Source organism: Xenorhabdus bharatensis (assembly GCF_037996705.1).
Lineage (GTDB): Bacteria > Pseudomonadota > Gammaproteobacteria > Enterobacterales > Enterobacteriaceae > Xenorhabdus > Xenorhabdus bharatensis.
Map to the genome: position 1 here is coordinate 23,855 of NZ_JBBMXG010000009.1, position 24,200 is coordinate 48,054.

Here is a 24,200-nt window from a genome sequence, read left to right on the forward strand (position 1 = left end):
ATACCTCTTATCGAATATCAGCAACTGCTTAACAATTAAAAACAGCTAAATTTTCATCCTATTACATCAATTAATCTTATTAGATAAAAATAAGCCCAGCTCAGTTAACTGGGCCGGGCTTATCGCCAATTTAATCAAAAAATGATTATTTATTCGGGCGCATAGCCGGGAACAGGATCACGTCACGGATGGTGTGGCTGTCAGTGAACAACATCACCATACGGTCGATACCGATGCCCAGACCCGCTGTTGGTGGCATTCCGTGTTCCAGTGCAGTGACGTAGTCATCATCGTAGAACATAGCTTCGTCATCGCCTTCGTCTTTCTGACGAACCTGCTCCGCAAAACGTTCGGCCTGATCTTCTGCATCGTTCAGCTCGGAGAAACCGTTACCAATTTCACGTCCGCCAATGAAGAATTCAAAACGATCGGTAATGAATGGATTATCATCATTACGACGTGCCAACGGAGAAACTTCTGCCGGATATTCAGTAATGAATGTCGGCTGGATTAAGTGACTTTCTGCGGTTTCTTCAAAGATTTCGCACTGAATACGCCCCAATCCCCAGCTTTTATCAATTTCAATACCAATAGATTCAGCGATAACTACTGCTTTATCCATATCATCCAGATCTGCCATGTTGGTTTCCGGGCGATATTTGCAGATTGCTTCTTTCATGGTCATTTTGATGAAAGGCTTGCCAAAATCGAACTCTTGTTCGCCGTATTTGACCAAAGTCGTTCCCAGTACATCCTGAGTCAAGGTACGGAACAGTTCTTCCGTCAGAACGATCAGATCCTGATAATCCGCATAAGCCATGTAGAGTTCCATCATGGTGAACTCTGGGTTATGACGCGGAGAAATTCCTTCGTTACGGAAGTTGCGGTTGATCTCAAACACGCGTTCAAAACCACCAACTACCAGACGTTTCAGGTAAAGCTCTGGGGCAATACGCAGATACATGTCGATATCCAACGCATTGTGGTGAGTAGTGAATGGACGTGCACTCGCTCCACCCGGGATTGCCTGCATCATGGGCGTTTCGACTTCCATGAAATCTTTACTGACCATAAAATTACGCAGTGCAGCCATAACGCGGGAGCGGATCTGGAATGTCTTGCGCGATTCATCATTGGAGATCAGATCCAGATAACGCTGACGATAACGCGTTTCCTGATCCGCCAGACCGTGGAATTTATCCGGCAATGGACGCAGTGCTTTAGTCAGCAAACGCAATTCACTACAGTGGATAGAAAGCTCACCCGTATTGGTTTTAAACAGCTTACCGCGAGCGCCTAAAATGTCACCCAAATCCCATTTTTTGAACTGCTCGTTATAAATGCCTTCCGGCAGATCATCGCGAGAAACGTAGATCTGAATACGACCGCCCATATCCTGCAAGGTCGCAAAAGAAGCCTTACCCATGATACGGCGGGTCATCATACGACCAGCAACAGTGACTTCAACATTCAGTGCTTCCAGCTCTTCCTGCGTCTTATCATCGTATTTTGTATGCAGATCTTCAGAAATGTTTTCACGACGAAAATCATTCGGGAATGCGATACCGTTGCTACGCAGTGTAACCAGTTTCTCACGGCGTGTTTTCAGTTCGTTATTTAAGTCAGGAGCCTGTTCAGCCCCCTGCTGTTGTTGCGACATTTTAGTTCCTCATAGGCCAGCTTTTAAGCTTGCTTCAATGAATTTGTCCAAATCACCATCCAGCACCGATTGCGTGTTACGGGTTTCAACACCTGTACGCAAGTCTTTAATGCGGGAATCATCTAAAACATAAGAGCGGATTTGGCTACCCCAGCCGATGTCCGATTTGTTCTCTTCCATTACCTGTTTATCAGCATTTTTCTTTTGCATTTCCAGCTCATACAGTTTGGCTTTCAACTGTTTCATCGCCTGATCTTTGTTTTTATGCTGAGAACGATCATTCTGACACTGAGTGACAATGCCTGTCGGTTCGTGGGTAATACGCACCGCAGATTCGGTTTTGTTGACATGCTGACCACCAGCACCAGAAGCTCGATATACATCAATACGCAAATCAGCAGGATTGATTTCAATATCAATATCATCATCAACTTCAGGGTAAATAAAGGCAGAGCTGAATGATGTATGGCGACGACCACCGGAATCAAACGGGCTTTTACGTACCAAGCGGTGTACACCTGTTTCAGTACGCAGCCAACCGTAAGCATACTCACCGATGATTTTGATGGTGGCGGATTTCAAACCGGCTACATCACCATCAGATTCTTCGATAATTTCAGTCTTGAAGCCCTTGCTATCTGCCCAGCGCAGATACATACGCATCAGCATACTGGCCCAGTCCTGTGCTTCTGTACCACCAGAGCCGGCCTGTAGATCCAGATAACAGTTCGCACTGTCATACTCGCCCGAGAACATACGGCGGAATTCAAGCTGACCCAGTTTTTCTTCCAGTTGTTCCAATTCAGCTATTGCTTCATTGAAAGTCTCTTCATCATCAGCTTCAACGGCCAGCTCCAGCAAGCCGCTCACGTCTTCCAGTCCCTGTTCAAGCTGATCAATCGTTTCAACGATGCCTTCCAGTGATGAACGTTCTTTGCCTAACGCCTGTGCCCGCTCCGGCTCATTCCAGACATCAGGCTGCTCTAATTCAGCATTAACTTCTTCTAAACGTTCTTTCTTGGCATCATAGTCAAAGATACCCCCTCAGAACTGCTGTCCGCTCAGACAGGTTCTGAATCTGGTTTTTTACCGGATTAATTTCAAACATATTTCGTGTCTTATACGTTGTGGTTTATAAAAACGATGGTTTTTATAGAAAGATGACCATAGATATTGTCGAACCGTGCATTGTAACGGATCTGGCACAGGGTTTATAGCATTTCAATTGATTTGCCACATAATCAGATTTGATTATGTGGCAATGGTTCCTGTCTTTACCTTCTCATTTCGGCGATATAATTCAACAGTCAATCAGGCTTATTTAGCAAGGCCAGATGTGCTGGATCAAAAGCTGAACATCACGATTACCACGAAACTCGTTAATATCGAGTTTATAAGCCAATTCGACCGTTTTGACGCTATTATCAGGCCAGTACTTGGTGTCAATGTTAAACGCAATGCCATCCAGCATGGGCCCTCCGCTTAATGGCTCAATCATGACTTTCAGATGTTTTTCGCCAACAATACGTTGTTGCAACAGCCTGAATTTTCCGTCAAATAACGGCTCAGAAAATGCCTGTCCCCAAGGGCCGCCATCCCGAAGAACTTCTGCAATTTCCAGTGATAATTCTCCCAGCGTCAGCTCACCATCGCTCCAGACGACCCCCTCCAGCTGTGTTATATCTAACCACTCAGCGACCAAGGCAGAGAAATGGTGCTGAAACAATTCAAATTTATCCTGCTCCAACGATAATCCGGCAGCCATTGCATGACCACCAAATTTCAGCATTAATCCGGGATATAGAGTATCAAGGCGCTCAAGAGCATCACGCATATGCAGCCCATTGATGGAACGGCCTGAGCCTTTCAGTGTGCCGTCTCCCGCAGGAGCAAAAGCAATAACCGGACGGTGAAAGCGTTCTTTAATGCGTGATGCCAGAATGCCTACCACTCCCTGATGCCACTCTGGATGATAAATAGCTAAACCATAAGGCAATTCGGTATGCGTGCGCTCAATCTGGTCACAAATTTGCAAAGCTTCCTGCTGCATTCCCTGTTCGATTTCACGCCGAGTCTGGTTCAGGCCGTCCAGTTCACAGGCAATCTGCCGGGCCTGAGCCATATCGTCAGTTAATAACAGCGTGACGCCAACGGACATATCATCCAGCCGTCCTGCGGCATTTAACCGTGGCCCAAGGGAGAATCCCAAATCACTGGCTGATAATTTTGCTGCTTCCCGTTTAGAAATTTCCAGCAATGCCCGGATACCAGCACAACAACGCCCGGCACGGATCCGATTCAATCCCTGATACACCAAAATACGATTATTGGTATCAAGCGGAACAACATCAGCCACTGTTCCCAGCGCAACCAGATCAAGCAGTTCCGCCAGATTGGGCAGAGGAATACCCTGTTGCTCAAACCACGCCGTTTTACGTAATTCGGCTCTAAGAGCTGACATCAGATAAAACGCTACACCAACACCAGCCAGCGCTTTTGAAGGGAAGGCGCAATCCGCCAGATTCGGGTTAACAATGGCATCTGCGGTTGGTAATGTTTCTCCCGGCAAATGGTGATCTGTGACGATCACCTTAAGCCCATGCTGATGTGCAACCATAACACCATCATGGGAAGAGATCCCATTATCTACGGTGATAATCAGATCTGCGCCTTTTTTCACGACATCATTTACAACCTGCACACTTAAGCCATAGCCATCTTCAAAGCGATTAGGCACAAAGTAATCCAGATCACGATATCCCATCGCACGTAACGCCCGAATGCTTAATGCGGTACTGGTCGCACCGTCAGCATCAAAATCACCGACAATAACAATGCGCCAATGTTGCTGTAATGCCTCGACAAGCAGAGAAACAGCCCTGTCAATGCCACTGAGGGATTGATAATTGAGTAGCCCTTTAGCACCGCGTTCTAACTCATCAGCCTGACGTATGCCTCGTGTGACATAAAGACGGCGTAATAGTGGATGGATACTATCAGGAAGGAGACTATCATCCGCCGCTGGACGGCGGCGGAGCTGTGTTTTTCTATTCACTGGATTAATTCATCACCGGATTTTATTGATTACTGAGTTTAATTCACCGCGTATTATTCGCTTACAGCAAGATATTCTGGTGATTATTCACCATGCTGCGCTAATACCTTAGCTAAATCTTTTGGCGGTAAAAAACCACTAATCAGAGTACCGTCTTTGAGTACAATTGCCGGCGTTCCATTGATGCCAAACTGTAAGCCCAGTTCGTAATGCTTGGCGATATCTTTTTTACAACTCTCAATAGGTGAAATTTTGTCCCCTTTGAAAGCCGCATCCAGTGCCGTGTTAGCTTTCGCACTGCACCAGATTGATTGCATATCTTTAGCAGACTGGTGTTCCAGACCGTGACGCGGGAATGCCAGATACCGGACCGTAATTCCTTCGTCATTATATTCCTTCATATTTTCATGCAGCTTGCGGCAATAACCACAAGTGATATCCGTAAACACCGTGACGACATATTTTTCTTTCGGTGCTTTATAAATTATCATCTGGCCTTTCAGAGCTTCCAGTTTTTCTACCAGAGATTTATTGACAACTTGCTTTGGAATTTTGCTGCTGATGTCGTAAAGCGGGCCCTGAAACATATAGTGACCATCGTTAGAGATATAAATCGTTCCATGCTGAGTCAAAACACTACTCACACCAGCAATCCCTGATGGACTAATACTTTCTGCTTTGAGACCCATATTTGATAATGACTGATTAATCATACTATTATCAGCAAATACATTACCGGTAAAAGCAGTAAGTATTAAGGAAAGACAAAACGCAATCTTTTTCATTTTTTGTTCCTTTTTCATCCTGTTTCGCAATTTATCCACAAATAACTTCCGTTGAGCCGTTATTGATAAATGAGTTATCCGCGAGGATGATGTTGTTGGTGCAGCACCTTGAGACGCTCAGTTGCCACGTGAGTATAAATCTGCGTTGTGGAGAGATCACTGTGGCCCAGTAACATCTGCACAACCCGTAAGTCAGCGCCATGATTAATTAAATGTGTTGCAAACGCATGACGTAAAACGTGGGGGGATAAACGTTCCGAATCAATGCCAGCCAATACCGCATAATGCTTGATCCGGTGCCAGAAAGTCTGGCGCGTCATCTGTGTCCCGCGTTTACTGGGAAAAAATACATCGGATACTATGCCATTCAGCAGCCACGGACGTCCATATTCAAGATATTGTTCCAGCCAGTACAGCGCTTCTTCGCCTAAAGGAACTAACCTTTCTTTATTCCCTTTCCCCACTATTCTGACAACGCCCTGACGCAAACTCACATCTGATAATGTCAGCCCGACTAACTCAGATACCCGTAAACCACAAGCATAAAGCACTTCAAGCATTGCCTTATCGCGTAATTCTATCGGCTGATCACTTGAAGGCGTATTCAGCAAATTTTCGACCTGTTTCTCGCTTAAATCTTTCGGCAAGCGCTTAGGTAATTTAGGCGCAGATAAAAGTACAGTAGGATCATCCGCCCGCATTTTTTCACGATAAAGATACTGAAATAATCTGCGCATTGCACTTAACAAACGCGCTGAACTACTGGCTTTATAACCGCCATCTACCCGTTCAGCCAAAAATGATTGTAATTCAATCGACTGTACAGAGAGTAAATTATAGCCCCCATGAACCAACCAGTTATTTAGGCACTGTAAATCCAGCCGATAAGATGCAAGTGTATTTTCTGCCAGATCCTTTTCCAACCAAATCGCATCCAAAAATTGCTCTATCAGAGGATCAGGCAGCGGGCTTTGTTCCGGTACATCATTTTTTGATAAGTCATTTTTTTTGGGCACAAGCCCTCCTTTGTATCTGTGCCTTCCGGTCAGCTATTATGCCTGAAAAAGCAATTCTTCTGTTACAATGCCTCTTCTGATATTAAAAATTCACTGATAATTAACGATGAAAATTGGTCTATTTTACGGTTCTACCACTTGCTACACTGAAATGGTAGCAGAAAAAATACGCGATATTCTTGGTGAAGATCTGATTGACCTGCATAACGTCAAAGATTGTGACCCTCAATTGATGGAAGAATATTCCGTCTTAATTCTCGGTATGCCTACATGGGATTTCGGTGAAATACAGGAAGACTGGCTGGCTATTTGGGATCAACTTCCATCACTGGATTTATCAGGCAAAATTGTTGCTATGTATGGTATGGGTGATCAAATTGATTACAGTGAATGGTTTCTGGATGCGCTGGGAATACTGTATCACCATCTGCTGCCTACTGGCGCACAGTTTATTGGTTTCTGGCCAACTGAAGGCTATGAATTCACCAGCCCAAAACCACTGACTGATGATGGTAAACAGTTTGTCGGCCTTGCTCTGGATGATGTGAACCAGTTTGAAGAAACCGACGAACGTCTGAGCCAGTGGTGTATGCAGATATTGGCAGAGATGGAAGCGCTATTTTAATACCCAGAGTACACTGTATATAAGTACGGGGTATAAGAACTGAGTAATAAGAGCGGTTATTCTTTATTGGCTATGTGTATTGGCTATGTGTCAGGATATTGGCGCATTAGCTGGTTGAAATAACGCCACATGTGCGGTGGCATACTGTCTGATGCCACCCATAGCCGAACAGCAGGCTTATGACGAAAACCTTCTGGTTGCTCAAGTGCGCACAGTGAAAGCACCATGCCATAACGGCTAAACCACGGCGGCTGAGTCATTTCCCACCTTACATTTTGCCAATGTACTTTATTGCCCTTCAACAGTATCAATTGCCCCTGACACTGTTGAATATTTTTCTGGCTTCGTACCCAACTCACCATAATCAGGGCAAGTATTGGGATAACAAACACTGAAAACCCGAAATAAAGGTTTTTAGCGGGCCACGGTGCGAATAAAGCAGCCAGCGCAATCATTCCATGTACACAGGAAGAGAACCATCGCGTCTGGCGGGATAACCTCAGCTTACTGTTCCACAGGGCCACGAGCCTGATTTCTGCTTTGGATCAATTGCACCATACCGAAAAGCGCTTCATCTTCCGGACGACCATGATTCATCAGCCAGTTGAACAGATCAGGATCCGGACATTCCAGTAAACGAACAAAAATATGTTTTTCATCATCACTTAAGGAATCATATTCATATTCAAAAAATGGCATGATAGAAATATCCAGTTCACGCATTCCACGACGACATGCCCAGTGAATACGCGCTTTATTGTTAATATCCATGTTTAAAAAGCCTCTTGATTATTTTCATTCGTGCCATTGGTGCGGTACGGCTTTACTTGGTTGCTGCAAAGAACCACTACCACAAGAAATTACTGTTGCCTGTGTAAAAAACAACGGCTGTAAGAATAGAGTGAAAGGTTAACAAGTTTACCGCTATTACAAAAATGATCACGATTGCAAAATTTCACATTCAGGCATAATTATCAGCGATTCCGTACTGTTTTTCACTATTTGCAACCCTGACCTCTGTTTTATCTCTACAATATGCGAGAAGCTTCGCAACAGGTTAACAATAAATATTCAACCAAAAATAACAGGAATAACCCCTTTGCATTGAGCTTCATCTCTTTTACCATTAATGGTATTTCTCAGATAGCTTATGGCAGGAGCTGTTATGGCTTACCAAATTCCGTTTTCTGCACAATCTCCATCGCCTTCCGCAATGCTCCCACTCACATTAATTTCCCTTGATGATTGGGAAATAGTGACCGCAACCGGAGCTGATGCCGGAAAATATCTGCAAGGTCAGGTCACTGCGGATATTCATTCTCTGGATGCAAGCCAACATGTGTTATGCGCACACTGTGATGCTAAAGGTAAGATGTGGAGTAACCTGCGGCTGTTCCATCGTGGAGAAGGTTTTGCCTATATAGGACGTCGTTCCATATTGGATGCTCAACTGGCTGAGTTGAAAAAATATGCAGTATTCTCTAAAGTCACCTTTGCCAAAGATGAAGAAAGTATCTTGCTTGGTATCGCAGGTACAGGAAGCAGGGAAGCACTGGCAACATTTTTTCCGGTACTACCTGATACAGAAACAGCCGTTATCCAGCATGAAACAACGACCATTCTCCATTTCTCTCTTCCAACAGAACGTTTTCTTCTCATAACAGATAGCGCAACCGCAGCTCAGTTAACAGAAACGTTAGTAGAGAAGTCTCAGGCACAGATGAACAATAGCCCACAATGGCTGGCGCTGGAAATTGAAGCCGGGTTCCCTGTTATTGATGAAACTAACAGTGCCCAATTTATTCCGCAGGCCACCAATCTTCAGGCTCTTGAAGGCGGTATCAATTTCCAGAAAGGTTGTTATACCGGTCAGGAAATGGTTGCGCGGGCTAAATATCGCGGAGCTAATAAACGGGCCATGTACTGGCTGGCTGGCAACGCTTCTTCCCTGCCTGTGGCTGGTGATGATTTAGAGTGGCAATTAGGTGATAAGTGGCGCCGGACTGGCACCGTTCTCGCTTCGGCCAGATTAGCCGATGATTCAGTCTGGATACAAACCGTCATGAATAATGATATGGAGGCAGGCAGTGTATTCCGCGTTCGTGAGGATGAACAGTCTTCCCTCTCTATACAAGCACTACCCTATTCATTGGAAGAAAAATAATAATTGAGGTCTTTTATGTCAAAAACTGTAACCGCTGTTGATTTTGGGCCATTTACCGATGTCATTTCCTTTATTATGGAACTGGACAAGTTAAAAAATGTATACCGCAAAACAAAGATCCTGAATAATGAGCGTCATGAAAACTCTGCGGAGCATAGCTGGCACTTTGCACTGGCAGTTATCAGTTTTGCTCCCTATGCCGGCAATGTAAATATCAGCCGTGTCATCCAGATGGCACTGATCCACGATATTGTCGAAATCGATGCAGGGGATGTTATCGCGTTTGACTTGGCAGCTCGTGAAGCCATCCGCGATCAGGAGATACAGGCTGCTAAACGTATTTTCGGTTTATTGCCGGAATCGCAGAGAGATCATTTTCTGGCACTTTGGCACGAATACGAAGATGGAGAAACACCGGAAGCCTGCTTTGCTAAAATGCTCGATAGAGTTATGCCGGTGTTGATGAACCTGCATAACAACGGTCAAAGCTGGGTAGAAAACGGCATTCGTTTTGAGCAGGCTTTTAATTTACTCAGCTTCATTTCTGAGAGTTATCCTGAATTCTGGAAATATTTACTGCCACAGTTGGAAGCCGCCAGAGAGAAAGGCTGGTTCAAAGAATAATTGTTTATAATAACAATAAAGTAGACGCTTCGATTGCACCGCTATATGCGGTGCAATTTTATAAATGATATTTTTTATCTGTATTAATTCATCATTAAATATTGTTCAGTCAGCTTATCGAGAAAAACAAATAATTTATTATGCATTTCACTATAATCATGAGTACGCAATATTTCCGGTGTCTGAACAAATTTATATTCATTCGCTTTACTCAGTTCTTTTTCCGAGTTTTGGATAAGTAACTCAACCACCTCGGTGGTCAACTCCATATGGCACTGGAAAGCATAAACCAGATTTTGATATTCAATAATCTGTCTGGGGCAACCTTCACTAAAGGCAATAATTTTTGCATCAGGAGTTAAACCCGGCATGTCGCCATGCCAATGTCCTACTTTAATCATTTCACCAAAATGGCTGAATTTGTTATTTTTCAAGCCCTCTTCAGTGAGCATAATTGGATACTTGCCAATTTCTTTTTCAGGACTATTTTCAAAGGCTACGCCCAGTGCTGCGCCGATTAATTGCGCACCAAGACAAACACCAATAACGGCTTTACCTGATGAAATGGCGTTTAAAATAAGCTGTTTTTCTGATGCTGCATCAAAATGCGGGCACTCAGCCATTGTAGTTGCCGGGCTTTGCGGCCCTCCCATCACTATCAGGAAATCAATATCATCAAGTGAATCCGGTAACTTCTCTCCAAGATAAACCCGTGAAAATGTGGTTTGGTATTCCCTCGCCTTAGCCCAGTCTTCATAGGCTCCCGGTGCTTCAAAATACTCATGTACAACAAAATGGATCCGCATTACGTTATTGCCTTAAAAAATGAAACTCTTTTTTGTAAATCTAAAAAAGCAGTATGAGATTTCTCTCAATACTGCTTTTATTTTTTAAATTTTTTTACTTAACGGTAATCTTCAATAGGTGCACAAGAACAATGCAGATTACGGTCACCATACACATCGTCCAGACGTTTTACTGTCGGCCAGTATTTATTTTCCTTTGTCTCTGCGGTTGGGAAAACGGCAACTTCACGGCTATACGCATGTTCCCAATCAGAAATCAGCTCAGCCTGAACGTGCGGTGCATTTACCAACGGGTTATCTTCCAGTGACCAATCACCGTTTGCCACTTTGTTGATTTCTTCACGAATTGCCAGCATGGCATTAATGAAACGATCAATTTCTATTTTGCTTTCAGATTCAGTGGGTTCAACCATCAGTGTTCCCGCGACGGGGAATGACATAGTGGGTGCATGGAAACCATAGTCAATCAAGCGCTTGGCGATGTCCATTTCACTGATACCGAACTTTTCTTTCAATGGACGAATATCCAGAATACATTCGTGGGCAACATAACCACCACGCCCGGTATAGAGAATGTCATAAGCCCCTTTCAGGCGAGCAGCTATGTAATTTGCATTCAGGATCGCAACCTGACTGGCTTGTTTCAGGCCTTTTGCACCCATCATACGAATGTACATCCAGCTAATCGGCAGAATGGACGCACTACCAAATGGCGCAGCGGATACGGCTCCCTGCGTGGTTAATGAATCCATTTCCACCACAGAGTGCCCCGGAAGGAACGGTGCAAGGTGTTTTTTCACACCAATTGGCCCCATGCCCGGCCCGCCGCCGCCGTGTGGAATACAGAAGGTTTTGTGCAGATTAAGGTGTGAAACATCAGCACCGATAAAACCCGGTGTAGTGATCCCTACCTGAGCATTCATATTTGCGCCATCAAGATAAACCTGCCCACCATTTTGGTGAATAATGTCGCAAACCTGACGAATGGTTTCTTCATATACACCGTGGGTTGATGGGTATGTCACCATGATACAGGCCAGCTCATCACTGTATTTCTCTGCTTTTTCCCGCAGATCGGTCAGATCGATATTGCCATCTTTATCACAATCGACCACAACCACGGTCATGCCAGCCATATGTGCTGATGCCGGATTTGTACCATGTGCAGAGCTTGGGATCAGACAGATATGGCGGTGTTGCTCGCCACGGCTGGCATAGTAATGGCGAATAGCCAGTAAGCCGGCATATTCTCCCTGAGCACCCGAGTTTGGCTGCATAGATACTGCATCATAACCCGTCAGCAATACCAGCCAGTTAGATAGCTGGCTAATTAATTGCTGATAGCCTTGTGCCTGTTCCGGTGGGCAGAAAGGATGTAAATCCGTAAATTCAGGCCAAGTAATTGGCATAATTTCAGCGGCTGCATTCAATTTCATTGTGCATGAACCCAGCGGGATCATCGCTTGGTTCAAGGCCAGATCTTTACGTTCCAGGCTGTGCAAATAGCGCATCATGTCTGTTTCGCTGTGATAACGGCGGAAGTTATCATGATTCAGAATTTCATCATTGCGCAACATTGAAACCGGAACAGACTGGCTGCGTTCTGAAACTTCAAGATCAAGTGCATCAACATCTAACACCGTTTCAGTGCCAGTTAAAACCTGAAACAGGGTTATCAAATCCTCACGACTGGTTTTTTCACTTAATGACACACCAATTGCACCAAGAATATCTGTGCGCAAATTGATGTGTGCGCTTTCAGCACGTGCCAGTACCGGTGCTTTATCGGTGACTTCTACCGTCAATGTATCGAACCACGTTTTGTGGCGCAGGGTTAAACCCGCTTTTTGCAAGGCTGAGGCTAAAATATCAGTCAACCGATGAATACGCCCTGCTATTCTTTTCAGGCCTTCGGCACCATGATAGACCGCATACATACCCGCAATATTTGCCAGCAATACCTGTGATGTACAAATATTGGAGTTCGCTTTTTCACGGCGAATATGTTGCTCACGCGTCTGCATCGCCATACGTAATGCCCGATTCCCGGCAGCATCACGGGAAACACCAATGATACGTCCGGGCATTGAACGTTTGTATTCATCACGACAGGCAAAGAATGCGGCATATGGGCCACCGTATCCCATCGGAACACCAAAACGCTGCGCTGAACCAAAGACAATATCAGCACCTTGTTTACCCGGCGCTGTCAGCATGACTAATGCCATAATATCAGCAGCAACGCTGACAATAATTTTTTGCTGTTTCAGTTTTGTAATGAGATCGCTGTAATCATGAACTTCACCTGTGGTACCTACTTGTTGTAGTAGAACACCAAAAATGCCTTCCAGTTCCAGTGCTTTTTCTGCTTTATCAACAATGACATCAAACCCAAATGTCGCCGCTCGTGTACGAACCACATCCAGTGTCTGTGGGTGAATATCATCAGCAACGAAGAAACGCTCAGCATTTTTCAGTTTGCTGACACGTTTTGCCATTGCCATTGCTTCTGCCGCCGCAGTGGCTTCATCCAATAGTGATGCTGAAGCGAGATCTAATCCGGTTAGATCAATGGTAACTTGCTGAAAATTAAGCAGGGATTCCAGTCTTCCCTGAGAAACTTCCGGCTGGTATGGCGTATATGCCGTATACCAACCCGGATTTTCCAACAGGTTACGCAGGATGACCGGCGGGAGAATTGAAGGCGCATATCCCATACCAATATAAGACTGGTAACGCTTGTTCTGACCTGCTATTGCCTTCAGTTCAGTCAGTGCCTGTTGTTCTGTCGCACCATCCCCTACTGCTGGTGGTTCTGCCAGTGCGATATCACGGGGAACAATTTTATTAGTGAGATCATCAAGGGAGCTTGCATCTACCATTGCCAACATTTCTTTTTGCTGTCCGGCAGAAGAACCAATGTGGCGACGAATGAATTCACCTTGATTTTCAAGTTGGATTAGAGTCTGGGTCATTGATAATAATTTCCTGAAACTAGCTAAAAACGGCACACATGAAAAACGCCCCGCTCACGATATAGTTCCAGTGGTACGGGGCGATAAATGCTTACTCTTCGTCTACCAGTAATGCCCGATAACCTTCTGCATCAAGTAGTTCGGACAATTTACTTTCATCAGTTACCTTGATGCGGAACAACCAGCCATCATTATAAGGCTCGCTGTTCACTAATTCCGGTGAGCCTTCCAGAGCCGGGTTAACAGCAATGACTTCACCACTCAATGGCGCGTAAATATCAGAAGCAGCCTTAACTGATTCAACAACAGCGCAATCATCACCAACATTTAACTGCATTCCGATTTCAGGTAGGTCTATGAACACCATATCACCCAACAATTGCTGGGCATGTTCAGTAATACCCACGGTGTATTCGCCATTTCCTTCAGAACGAACCCACTCGTGTGACTCGGCATATCTTAATTCAACGGGTACATGACTCATCGGTTCCATCTCCATTATTTTTTATTAATTAAAATGTTGCGACCAAAATCATCCTACAAGCGATTTCCCCATCCGCACAAAGCCCGGTTTCACAACCTGAACTGCCATCTCACGATTGCGGATCTGGACAACTGCCTGTTTTCCAACCCCTCGCGGTATCCGTGCAAGGGCAATACTGAATCCTAATGTAGGGGAGAATGTCCCACTGGTAATAACACCAAAATGTGTCGTACCCGTTTCATCTGTAAAACCAACCGTTAACCCACTACGCAATACACCTTTCTCACGCATGATTAATCCGACGAGTTGTTCTGTTCCGGTCTCACGTTGTTTTAACAGGGTTTCGCGGCCAATAAACTGGCGATCTTCCGGTTCCCATGCAATTGTCCATCCCATGTTAGCCGCCAATGGAGAGATGGATTCATCCATTTCCTGACCATACAGGTTCATTCCGGCTTCAAGACGCAATGTATCCCGCGCACCCAACCCTGCCGGCTTGACGCCTTCTTTCAGCAATTGTTGCCAAAAATCAGCAGCCCGTTCCTGAGGCATGGCAATTTCATATCCGGCCTCACCGGTATAACCGGTAGTGGCAATAAATAAATCACCTGTCTGAACACCAAAAAATGGCTTCATACCTGTAATAGCTTGTTTTTGTTCATCACTTAACAAAGATTGAACTTTAGATTGTGCATTCGGGCCTTGCACCGCAATAAGCGCCAGATCATCACGCACGGTGATCTCAACAGGATATTTTTCAGCGTGTTGTTTTATCCACGCTAAGTCTTTCTCACGTGTTGCTGAGTTAACAACCATGCGATAAAAATCGTTTGTGAAAAAATAGACAATCAGGTCATCAATAACGCCGCCAGAAGCATTCAGCATACCGGTATAGAGTGCCTTGCCTTTTTCAGTCAGTTTGGCAACATCATTTGCCAGAAGATAACGGAGAAAATCACGGCAACCAGTACCGTGTAAGTCCACGATGGTCATATGGGAAACATCGAACATACCCGCGTCAGTACGCACCGAGTGATGCTCGTCGATTTGTGAGCCGTAGTGAAGGGGCATCATCCAGCCATGAAAATCTACCATGCGCGCTCCGCATGCCAGATGTTGTTCATACAATGGGGTGTGTTTTGACATTATTTCCCTCTTTCCATTCTTGACATGAAGATGTTCTTGATCTGAGTAAATACGGCGTATTAACCGACAAATATTGGATCATGAAGCAGAAAAACGGTTAACAGCGCAAACGATACCTTGGACTAGAAGTTATCACTGAAAATAGAAATGAACCATAGGATAAATTATTAACACTGTAGTGATAGCTTCAAAAATGCTTCACTATCATGCAGGATTTTTTTCTAATTTATTGTGGAAGGACGCTAAAAACTGGCAGTAAATTACAAAATATATACTTTTTTTATTAGAAACAGACTAAAGTGTGAAGCAAATTGACTGAATACACTTTAGCCTGATATAAAAAAAACTAATCCTAAATTGAAGTCGGCATTAGAATTTTTCAACTGAATGAGTCTGAGTAACCAACCAATCCGGTAGATCATGAAGGCCCATTGCATGGCGGAGCAACTGTGGTTTTACGCCGGGCAAACGGTCAGCCATAGCCAGCCCTACATCACGAACCAACTTTTTGACGGGGTTATTTCCGTCAAATAGCTGGCGAAAACCCTGCATACCGGCCAGCATGACAGCCGCACTGTGTTTACGACGCCGCTCATAACGACCAAGATAGAGGTATTGCCCGATATCTTTACCCTCCTGATTCAGTCGATTAAGTTCGCCAATCAGTTCTGCTACATCCATAAACCCCAGATTGACTCCCTGACCAGCTAACGGATGGATTGTATGTGCCGCATCCCCTAATAAAGCTAACCGATGTGCGGCAAAATTACGCGCATAGCGCCCCATCAAAGGAATGGTTTGCCGTTCACTAACCAGTTCGCATTGCCCCAGACGCATATCAAAAGTAGCACTCAAATGCCGGTTGAATAACTCAGTATCCATAGCTTTGCGCTGTTTTGCTGCTTCAGCGGGTAACGACCAGACAATAGAGCATAAATGGGGATCAGACAGTGGCAGAAAAGCAAGAATGCCATCTCCGTGGAAAACCTGACGGGCAACGCCTTGGTGGGGTTCTGCTGTATGAATGGTAGCGACCAGTGCGTGATGTTCATAGTCCCAGAACGTCAGCGGAATATCCGCATGCTGACGCAACCATGAGTGAGCACCATCTGCACCAACCACCAGCCGTGAAGTCAACATACTTTCATCAGACAGAGTAATAAAGGCTTCATTTTCTCCCCATGCAACATTTTTCAGTGAAACAGGAGAATACACTGTGATGTCAGATGAACTTTCGACCTGTTCCCACAACGCTTGCCTGATCACCCGGTTTTCGATGATATGCCCAAGGTGACTCAGACCATTTTCTGCTGCACTGAACTGGATGCGCCCGAAACTATCCAGATCCCAGACTTCCATTCCCTGATAAGGACTGGTGCGCATTGCCAGTATCTTCTGCCAGACACCAAGATGAGTTAATAATCTTTCACTGGCAGCATTGATGGCAGAAACACGCAGCGCATGCTCATCATTGGTATGAAATTTACCGGTTGGCGGATGTTCTTCAACAATCGCGATACGCAAGCCGCTACCCTGTAAACCACAGGCCAGCGCAAGGCCAACCATCCCGCCTCCTGCGATCACCACATCAAATGACTGCATGTTTTTATTTCCTCTTAATCTGACTTATTCTGCCGTTGAATGATGGTTGACCCATCCTAGTGTCTGGCGAGCCAGTGTTCCTTTCGTCAATGGCAGTATTTCCATCGCCATCAGCCCGAGATTTCTCCCGGCTTTCAACAGAAAATAATCATTGGCAAACAATCTGACCAAACCATCAGTAATACCGACTGTTACTTCTCGATCAACATTCCGTTGCTGCCGATAACGCGCCAGAACGTGATAAGAACCAATATCATGCCCTTCAACCGCAGCTTCCGAAATCACCTGAGCCAGCGCCATAACATCACGCATCCCCAGATTAAAACCTTGTCCTGCAATCGGGTGCAGTGTTTGCGATGAGTTACCTACCAGTGCCAGACGATGGCTAATCTGCTGCCCGGCTGTGGATAAAGCCAACGGATAACAATGCCGCTGGCCTGTTGCCAACATTTTACCCAGTCGCCAGCCAAACGCTTTCTGCAATTGTTGAAGAAACTCGCTATCTTCCCACTGACTGATTTCCGACAGTTTTTCAGATGGATGGCACCAGACCAGTGAACTGCGCCCTTCAGACATTGGCAGTAATGCTAACGGGCCATGCTGGGTAAAACGCTCAAACGCCCGCCCCTGAGGATCTTCAGATGTCAGAACATTGGCAATAATGGCGGCCTGACCATAATCTTGTCGTTGCCACGGAATATGACAGGCACTGGCCACAGCGGACTGACTTCCATCTGCCGCTACCAGAAGTTTTCCCGTCAGTTTTTCACCGTTATCCAAAGTAATGGAGACAGAAGAGTCGAAACGCTCAACAGAACTCACTTTCGCCGGACAGTAAAGCCGGATATTCGGTGCCTGTTTTAGTAAATCGAACAGGCGATTTCCGGCATTGTGCAATTCAATCACGTTGCCTAATGCCGGAATGTTATAGTCATCGGCTCGAATATTCACAAAACCGCTATGACCGCGATCACTGACATGAACGTGAGTAATTGGTGTCACACAATCTTTCAGGGCAGACCAGATGCCTATCTGGTTTAAACGCTGACATGTGCCATAAGCTAAGGCAATTGCCCTTGCATCAAAACCCGGGTGTTCCTGTGCCGGCTCTGCCGCTTCAATTAAAGAAACCTGCAACTGCCCCCGACTTAAAGAAGAAATAGCAAGCGCCAGTGTTGCACCGGCCATTCCTCCTCCTACGATAATCACGCTCATTATCACTTCCTGATTACTTTCCCCCTCGTTTTTCAAACTGCCCCCTGACTGGGATGCAGCTTGAAATCCATCGGGTATATGACTCTAACTCTATTTTGCCTGTGCCATCAGTGCTTCAATTTCATCAGGATCTTTAACGACATATTCGGTTAAATTTTCATTACCTGATTCTGTAATCAAAATATCGTCTTCAATACGGACCCCAATTCCCCTATATTCCGGCGGTACATCAGCATCCGGTGCGATATACAGCCCCGGCTCAACAGTCAATACCATGCCCGGTTCCAGAATACGATCACGATCAACACCATAATGGCCTACATCGTGAACATCCAGACCCAGCCAGTGGCTTAAACCATGCATGAAAAATTGACGATAAGCATTGGTCTCGATCAAATATTCGACTTCGCCATGCAGAATGCCCAGCTTAACCAACTCTTCAACCATGATACGCACAACCTGCCCCGTCACTTCTCTCATGCAGGTACCCGGTTTATAAAGTTCCAGAGAGACATTGATGGATTTCAGCACAATGTCATAAATTTCTCGCTGAGGACGGGTAAATTTACCATTGACCGGAAATGTTCGCGTAATGTCGCCCGCATAACCTTGATATTCACAACCTGCATCGATAAGCACTAAATCACCAGATTTCATACAGCGATCATTTTCTGTGTAATGCAGAATGCAGGCATTTTCGCCGGAACCAACAATGGTGTTATAAGCGGGATAACGTGCACCATGATAGGTAAACTCATGGTGAATTTCCGCTTCAAGCTGATATTCGAACATATCCGGGCGACAATGCTGCATCGCTCTGGTATGCGCCTGTGCACTGATTTGCCCCGCTTTACGCATGATGTCCAATTCAGCTTCTGATTTGAACAAACGCATTTCATGCAGCCACGGGCGCCAATCGGCTATCACTGATGGCACAGTGAGATTACGACGGCTGTTTTTGCGTAATTTATCCAGAGCACTGAAGACTATCTTATCCGCATATTCAAATTCGCCCTGCGCATGATAAACCACGTCCAGCCCGTTCAGCAGCAGGTAGAGTTGCTCGTCAAGAGCATCAAAGGGTAACGCACGATCTACACCAAGTTTTTCCGGTGCAGCTTCTTGCCCGAGCCGACGACCAAACCAGATTTCCGCCGTCAGATCACGCACTCGGTTAAACAACACACTATGATTGTGAGTTTCATCACTTTTGATAAGGATAAGAACAGACTCTGGTTCATTAAATCCAGTCAGGTAAAGAAAATCACTGTGTTGACGATAAGGATATTCACTATCTGAATTGCGTGTCGCATGCGGGGCTGCAAAAATAATGGCCGCACTGGCCGGTGCCATTTTCGACAATAATACCTGACGACGGGACAAATATTCTTGTTTGGTCATACCCTCTCCTGCAATCTCATTATTATTAATTAATCACCAATCAATGCAGCGTTGGTTTTTCGTTTTTGGTATTGCTTGCTTTTTTAGGTGTCGCCAGCGCGATGTAGCAGAGTTGCACTGCAACACGAACATATTCCAGTACTTCTTCCAGTGCCTGAGCTAACTCTTCCTGATCTTCACTTTCGTCGTATCCCAGCATCCCTATATTACGTAAATCCGTAACTACTTCCTGAATTTCTTTTCTTTCTGTTAACTTAGGATCGGCTACGCCTAACCCTAACAAGAAATGGTTTACCCAACCTGCCAACGCATCCGCACATGCAAAAACCCCCTCTTCATCATCAGGAAGCAGTAAATTAAAATGAAAATTACTGTCATCCAATAACTCGAAGGTTGTTTCATACAACTCTCTGATTGGCTGCGCGAGGATCTGTGAAAATGCCAGACCGTCATTGGCAAGATCATGAACTAGTGCCTGCCAGCTACTGTCGTGATTTCCACCACACAGTAACCCACTGATTAAACCGTGCATTTCCGCGGCGGTTAAAGCGACGGACTGTTGATGCAAAATTTCATCAAATGACTGATAATTAGGTAATGAGTTTTGTATAGACATGTATATTGATCATCGTTGGCGATATAAGTTCATGCTATGCTACCATCAAGGGGAGTCGCTATACCAGACAACATAATCAGGTTGTCTCTTGGTATTGCACGGTAATGATTGGTGTCGGCCTTACTTTTATACCAGAATATGTTTTTACACCCTTTATTTTTCCAGATTACTACCGCTCTGGAATCTGGAAAGATATACCCAATGGATTTCGAGTTGCATCGCGGCGGCAAGGGAACTCATCCCCGGGAGCATAGCTAACCGTATGTTTATAAAAACGGTGACCGGAGTGAGTGAGCACAGCCAACAAGGCAACTTGGAAGACGAAGGGTATAAAGGGTGTATGTCAAAATTAAGGTATCGGCACAGTAATAAATCAGGAAGGTGTCATGTCTGCACAACCAGTAGATATTCAGATTTTTGGGCGGTCATTACGTGTCAATTGTCCACCAGAGCAGATAGAAGCATTGCAGGCTGCTGCGGATGAACTTGATCAGCGTTTGCATAACCTCAAAGAACGCACCAGAGTGACTAACACTGAGCAACTGGTTTTTATTGTGGCGCTGAATATCTGTCACGAGTTGGCACAGGAAAAAATGAAAACCCGTGATTACGCCTATAATATGGAACAAAAAATTAAAATGCTTCAGCAGACGATTGAGCAGGCACTGTTAGAGCAAGGTAACAAAAGTTAGGGTAAAGTAACAAAAACCCGAAATTAGCCAGCTTTATATCGTTAATAGACTTATCCTTGTTTATAAATCAGGCAGTAGTCACGATAGATGAACATAAGCAGTTGCTTTCTCCATTTAGTTCCATACAATAGGCTACATGATATTACTTAAGACTAAATGGGTAGGTTCTGATTGAGGATACCTGGCTAATTAGTTCAAAGTAATAAAAAATTTCTCTGAGGTGTTCGTGAGCGGGGATGTCCCCTGAGCCGATATTTCATATCTGATAGAATGTGGTGCTCCGTTTCTTGTGAGCATGCTTGGCTAGTCCAAGAAGCCTAATAGGGGCGACACCATGTTCACCTTGAACCAAGGGTTCAAGGGTTACCACCTGCAGCGGCATCTTGGAGAACCCTATCTATCTGTTTTGTATCCTTTTCTGCACTACTTTAATAGGCAGGTATTATGCAATCAGATTCCTTTTTCTCTCTTCGAAAAAGCATCAGACAAGACATTCGTCAACTACGTAAAAATCTCTCCCCTGAACAACAATTGCGATTTGCTCTACAAGCAGTTGAGCGCGTTATGGCACACCCTAAAATCCTGCAAGCAAAAAAAATTGCCTTGTATCTCTCTTTTGATGGGGAACTCGATACACGTCCGTTGATTCAGCAACTCTGGCAACAAAATAAACAGGTCTATTTGCCCGTATTACACCCTTTCAGCCGGAATCACTTGTTGTTTCTTCGTTATCAACCTGACACTCCTCTCATCCGGAACCAATTCAGGATAGAAGAACCACCACTGGATATCCGACAAGTTTTACCTGTTTCTGAACTGGATGTTATGTTTATTCCGCTCGTTGCTTTTGATCGTAGCGGGCAGCGCTTAGGGATGGGCGGAGGTTTCTACGACAGGACGCTTGCTAAATGGCAACAACAACACTTTTATCCGATCGGGTTAGCACATAATTTTCAACTGGTTGACTCATTACCCAGCGCCAGTTGGGATATTCCTTTACCTGAAATAATCACTCCAGAAAAAACATGGCACTGGGTATAACTACTGAAAATTATTTATTAAATTTCAATGCATAAGGGCTATTATGATAGCCCTTATATCATTCGGGTTAGTAAAGCATACGAGAGCGAATAGTGCCAGGTAAGCCTTTTAGCTGTTGTAGGACTAATTCCGCCTGAGCTGAGTTTTGCGTCATAATATCGATAACAACATAACCAATATTGCCTTCAGTACGCAGATATTGCGCCTCAATATTGATTTCCTGAGCAGTGAAAACCTGGTTAATGCTGGTTAAGATACCCGGGCGATTTTCGTGAATATGCAATAATCGGTTAGTATCCTTCGCATGTAGAGGCAGAGAAACTTCCGGGAAGTTTACTGCGGATAATGTAGAACCATTATCAGAATATTTAACCAGTTTACCTGCAACTTCATAACCGATGTTCTGTTGTGCTTCTTGCGTAGAACCACCGATATGAGGCGTCAGCAAGACGTTGTCAAATTTGATTAGCGGTGAGACAAAAGGTTCGCTGTTTGTTGCCGGCTCTTCAGGGAAAACATCAATCGCCGCACCAGAAAGATGCCCGATTTCCAGCGCTTCAGTCAGTGCAGGAATATCGATCACCGTACCACGTGATGCATTGATCAAAATCGAACCCGGTTTCATCAGTTCTAATTCTGCCGCACCAATCATGTTTTTGGTTGAATGAGTTTCGGGGACATGCAGACTGATAACATCACTCATATTTAGCAATTCAGATAAGTGATGAACCTGCTGAGCGTTGCCCAGTGGTAATTTGTGTTCCAAATCATAGAAATAAACATTCAGGCCGATACTTTCAGCCAAAACACTTAGCTGTGAGCCGATATGACCGTAACCAATAATGCCCAATTTTTTACCACGAGCTTCATAGCAGCCCGCAGCCTGTTTATTCCAAATGCCTTTATGAGCCTTTGCATTAGCTTCAGGAACCCGGCGCAACAGCAGTAACAACTGCCCTAATACCATTTCGGCCACTGAGCGCGTATTAGAGAATGGGGCATTAAATACGGGAATACCACGTTTTGCTGCTGCGTTCAGATCAACCTGATTCGTACCGATGCAGAAACACCCGACTGCCACCAGCTTTTCCGCTGCCGCAAAAATTTCTTCAGTTAACTGAGTACGGGAACGGATCCCGACAAATTTGGCATCACGGATAGCTTCTTTCAGCTCTTCCGGCTCTAATGCCCCTTTATGATATTCAATATTGCTGTACCCTGCTGCCCGCAGATTGTCGACTGTGCTTTGATGAACACCTTCCAGCAGCAGAAACTTAATTTTTTCCTTTTCTAAAGATACCTTAACCATTTACCCGCCCTAGTTGTACTCACTTTCATAATGCCGATAGATTTCACTAAAATAACAAAAAAAACGTCAACAGCAATATAATCGTTTGCCTGTAAAACAGCATAAGAAACAGTAAAAAAGTTGTTACGCAAAGTAAAGAGTTTCGTTACAAGGTAAAGGCAGAATTTTGAGGAAGATTTAATCAATAATACAAGATATATATCTGAATTTTATTTTTTTGAATAAGTCAGAAAATTTTTTAAGGGCAGAATATTCTGCCCTTCGCAAGCGGTTACTCTGTAATCGTTTTCACTCCGTTGGAGCTGCCAACCAGCACGACATTCGCGCCACGATTCGCAAACAAGCCTACCGTTACTACGCCTGCAATAGCATTAATTTTATTTTCTAACTCGATAGGATTCAGAATGGCAAGATTATGAACATCTAAAATAACGTTACCATTATCAGTGATAACATTCTGACGATAAACCGGCGTTCCTCCGAGTTTTACCAGCTCACGGGCAACATAAGAACGAGCCATCGGAATAACTTCCACAGGTAATGGGAATTTACCCAACACATCAACCTGTTTGGATTCATCAATAATACAAATGAATTTTTTTGCTACCGCAGCAATGATCTTCTCTCTGGTCAGTGCCGCACCACCACCTTTAATCATCTGCATTTGAGCATTAATTTCGTCAGCTCCGTCAACATAAATGTCTAAAGAGTCAACTTCATTACAGTCAAACACAGGGATGCCAAGACTTTTCAATTTCTCAGTTGATGCTTCCGAACTGGATACCGCACCTTCGATTTGATCTTTCATTGTTCCCAGAGCATCAATAAAATGAGATGCCGTTGAACCGGTGCCTACTCCCACCACTGTTCCCGGTTTAACATATTCCAGCGCTGCCCAGCCTACCGCTTTTTTCAGTTCATCCTGTGTCATATCAATCACTGCCTATAATCAATTACAAGAAAAATCCAGCCGCCAGTATAAAC

General features: G+C 44.6%; 22 protein-coding genes and 1 other RNA gene. 6 read left to right on the plus strand and 17 right to left on the minus strand.

Going from position 1 to position 24,200, the window contains the following annotated elements; translation table 11 throughout:
* Nucleotides 1-145: 145 nt before the first annotated feature.
* The 5 genes from lysS to xerD form a co-directional block, all read right to left on the minus strand.
* Nucleotides 146-1,660: a lysine--tRNA ligase gene (gene lysS / locus AAC855_RS10070; protein WP_340609420.1), complete on the minus strand. Its 1,515-nt coding sequence runs from the start codon at nt 1,658-1,660 to the stop codon at nt 146-148.
* A 9-nt stretch (nt 1,661-1,669) separates the two neighbouring features.
* A protein-coding gene (prfB, locus tag AAC855_RS10075) for a peptide chain release factor 2 (RefSeq protein ID WP_228863307.1) occupies nt 1,670-2,768 on the minus strand; the annotation gives its coding sequence in 2 pieces (ribosomal slippage) (nt 1,670-2,692 and nt 2,694-2,768; 1,098 coding nt in all).
* A 213-nt stretch (nt 2,769-2,981) separates the two neighbouring features.
* Nucleotides 2,982-4,715, minus strand: coding sequence for a single-stranded-DNA-specific exonuclease RecJ (recJ, locus tag AAC855_RS10080; RefSeq protein ID WP_340609421.1), 1,734 nt, complete (start codon nt 4,713-4,715; stop codon nt 2,982-2,984).
* A gap of 83 nt (nt 4,716-4,798) precedes the next feature.
* Nucleotides 4,799-5,500, minus strand: coding sequence for a bifunctional protein-disulfide isomerase/oxidoreductase DsbC (gene dsbC / locus AAC855_RS10085; protein ID WP_340609422.1), 702 nt, complete (start codon nt 5,498-5,500; stop codon nt 4,799-4,801).
* Nucleotides 5,501-5,574: 74 nt separating this feature from the next.
* Nucleotides 5,575-6,465, minus strand: coding sequence for a site-specific tyrosine recombinase XerD (xerD, locus tag AAC855_RS10090; protein ID WP_340609575.1), 891 nt, complete (start codon nt 6,463-6,465; stop codon nt 5,575-5,577).
* Nucleotides 6,466-6,622: 157 nt separating this feature from the next.
* Here xerD and fldB point away from each other — a divergent pair, with 157 nt between their 5' ends.
* Nucleotides 6,623-7,141 (plus strand): flavodoxin FldB, encoded by a 519-nt coding sequence (gene fldB / locus AAC855_RS10095; protein WP_340609423.1) that lies wholly within the window; start codon nt 6,623-6,625, stop codon nt 7,139-7,141.
* 83 nt (nt 7,142-7,224) lie between these two features.
* Here the strand turns inward: fldB and AAC855_RS10100 are convergent, their stop codons facing one another.
* Both AAC855_RS10100 and sdhE read right to left on the minus strand, forming a co-directional pair.
* Nucleotides 7,225-7,665, minus strand: coding sequence for a protein YgfX (locus AAC855_RS10100; protein ID WP_340609424.1), 441 nt, complete (start codon nt 7,663-7,665; stop codon nt 7,225-7,227).
* A complete protein-coding gene (sdhE, locus tag AAC855_RS10105; RefSeq protein WP_099111378.1) occupies nt 7,646-7,912 on the minus strand; it encodes an FAD assembly factor SdhE in 267 nt (88 codons plus the stop codon). The genes AAC855_RS10100 and sdhE overlap by 20 nt, the downstream gene beginning before the upstream one ends.
* Nucleotides 7,913-8,306: 394 nt before the next feature.
* On the opposite strand from sdhE, the gene ygfZ reads away from it, so the two are divergent.
* Nucleotides 8,307-9,305 carry a tRNA-modifying protein YgfZ gene (gene ygfZ, locus AAC855_RS10110; RefSeq protein WP_340609425.1) on the plus strand — a complete coding sequence of 333 codons (999 nt, stop codon included), beginning with the start codon at nt 8,307-8,309 and terminating at the stop codon, nt 9,303-9,305.
* Nucleotides 9,306-9,320: 15 nt separating this feature from the next.
* Complete coding sequence (locus tag AAC855_RS10115; RefSeq protein ID WP_340609426.1) at nt 9,321-9,929, plus strand: HD domain-containing protein; 609 nt, start codon at nt 9,321-9,323, stop codon at nt 9,927-9,929.
* Between the two features lie 83 nt (nt 9,930-10,012).
* Here the strand turns inward: AAC855_RS10115 and AAC855_RS10120 are convergent, their stop codons facing one another.
* The 8 genes from AAC855_RS10120 to AAC855_RS10155 all read right to left on the minus strand — a co-directional run bounded on the left by AAC855_RS10120 (nt 10,013) and on the right by AAC855_RS10155 (nt 20,174).
* Nucleotides 10,013-10,735, minus strand: a complete 723-nt coding sequence (locus AAC855_RS10120; protein ID WP_340609427.1) for a type 1 glutamine amidotransferase — start codon at nt 10,733-10,735, stop codon at nt 10,013-10,015.
* Between the two features lie 98 nt (nt 10,736-10,833).
* Nucleotides 10,834-13,710, minus strand: a complete 2,877-nt coding sequence (gene gcvP / locus AAC855_RS10125; protein ID WP_340609428.1) for an aminomethyl-transferring glycine dehydrogenase — start codon at nt 13,708-13,710, stop codon at nt 10,834-10,836.
* A 91-nt stretch (nt 13,711-13,801) separates the two neighbouring features.
* A complete protein-coding gene (gene gcvH / locus AAC855_RS10130; RefSeq protein WP_340609429.1) occupies nt 13,802-14,194 on the minus strand; it encodes a glycine cleavage system protein GcvH in 393 nt (130 codons plus the stop codon).
* Between the two features lie 48 nt (nt 14,195-14,242).
* Nucleotides 14,243-15,340, minus strand: coding sequence for a glycine cleavage system aminomethyltransferase GcvT (gene gcvT, locus AAC855_RS10135; protein ID WP_340609430.1), 1,098 nt, complete (start codon nt 15,338-15,340; stop codon nt 14,243-14,245).
* Between the two features lie 369 nt (nt 15,341-15,709).
* Nucleotides 15,710-16,942, minus strand: a complete 1,233-nt coding sequence (ubiI, locus tag AAC855_RS10140; RefSeq protein WP_340609431.1) for an FAD-dependent 2-octaprenylphenol hydroxylase — start codon at nt 16,940-16,942, stop codon at nt 15,710-15,712.
* 24 nt (nt 16,943-16,966) lie between these two features.
* Nucleotides 16,967-18,157 carry a 2-octaprenyl-6-methoxyphenyl hydroxylase gene (gene ubiH / locus AAC855_RS10145; RefSeq protein ID WP_340609432.1) on the minus strand — a complete coding sequence of 397 codons (1,191 nt, stop codon included), beginning with the start codon at nt 18,155-18,157 and terminating at the stop codon, nt 16,967-16,969.
* Nucleotides 18,158-18,247: 90 nt separating this feature from the next.
* A complete protein-coding gene (pepP, locus tag AAC855_RS10150) occupies nt 18,248-19,558 on the minus strand; it encodes a Xaa-Pro aminopeptidase (protein WP_340609433.1) in 1,311 nt (436 codons plus the stop codon).
* A 40-nt stretch (nt 19,559-19,598) separates the two neighbouring features.
* Complete coding sequence (locus tag AAC855_RS10155; protein WP_340609434.1) at nt 19,599-20,174, minus strand: YecA/YgfB family protein; 576 nt, start codon at nt 20,172-20,174, stop codon at nt 19,599-19,601.
* Between the two features lie 386 nt (nt 20,175-20,560).
* On the opposite strand from AAC855_RS10155, the gene zapA reads away from it, so the two are divergent.
* The 3 genes from zapA to AAC855_RS10170 all read left to right on the plus strand — a co-directional run bounded on the left by zapA (nt 20,561) and on the right by AAC855_RS10170 (nt 21,907).
* The gene (gene zapA, locus AAC855_RS10160) at nt 20,561-20,866 is read left to right on the plus strand and encodes a cell division protein ZapA (RefSeq protein WP_086955933.1); all 306 of its coding nucleotides are present in this window, start codon (nt 20,561-20,563) and stop codon (nt 20,864-20,866) included.
* A 209-nt stretch (nt 20,867-21,075) separates the two neighbouring features.
* A non-coding RNA gene (gene ssrS, locus AAC855_RS10165) (6S RNA) lies at nt 21,076-21,260 on the plus strand.
* A gap of 50 nt (nt 21,261-21,310) precedes the next feature.
* Entirely contained in the window at nt 21,311-21,907 is a 597-nt protein-coding gene (locus AAC855_RS10170) for a 5-formyltetrahydrofolate cyclo-ligase (protein ID WP_340609435.1), read from the plus strand.
* Between the two features lie 67 nt (nt 21,908-21,974).
* On the opposite strand, the gene serA is transcribed toward AAC855_RS10170, so the two are convergent.
* Complete coding sequence (gene serA, locus AAC855_RS10175; RefSeq protein ID WP_340609436.1) at nt 21,975-23,216, minus strand: phosphoglycerate dehydrogenase; 1,242 nt, start codon at nt 23,214-23,216, stop codon at nt 21,975-21,977.
* A gap of 271 nt (nt 23,217-23,487) precedes the next feature.
* Nucleotides 23,488-24,147 carry a ribose-5-phosphate isomerase RpiA gene (gene rpiA, locus AAC855_RS10180; protein ID WP_228858403.1) on the minus strand — a complete coding sequence of 220 codons (660 nt, stop codon included), beginning with the start codon at nt 24,145-24,147 and terminating at the stop codon, nt 23,488-23,490.
* Between the last annotated feature and the right edge of the window lie 53 nt (nt 24,148-24,200).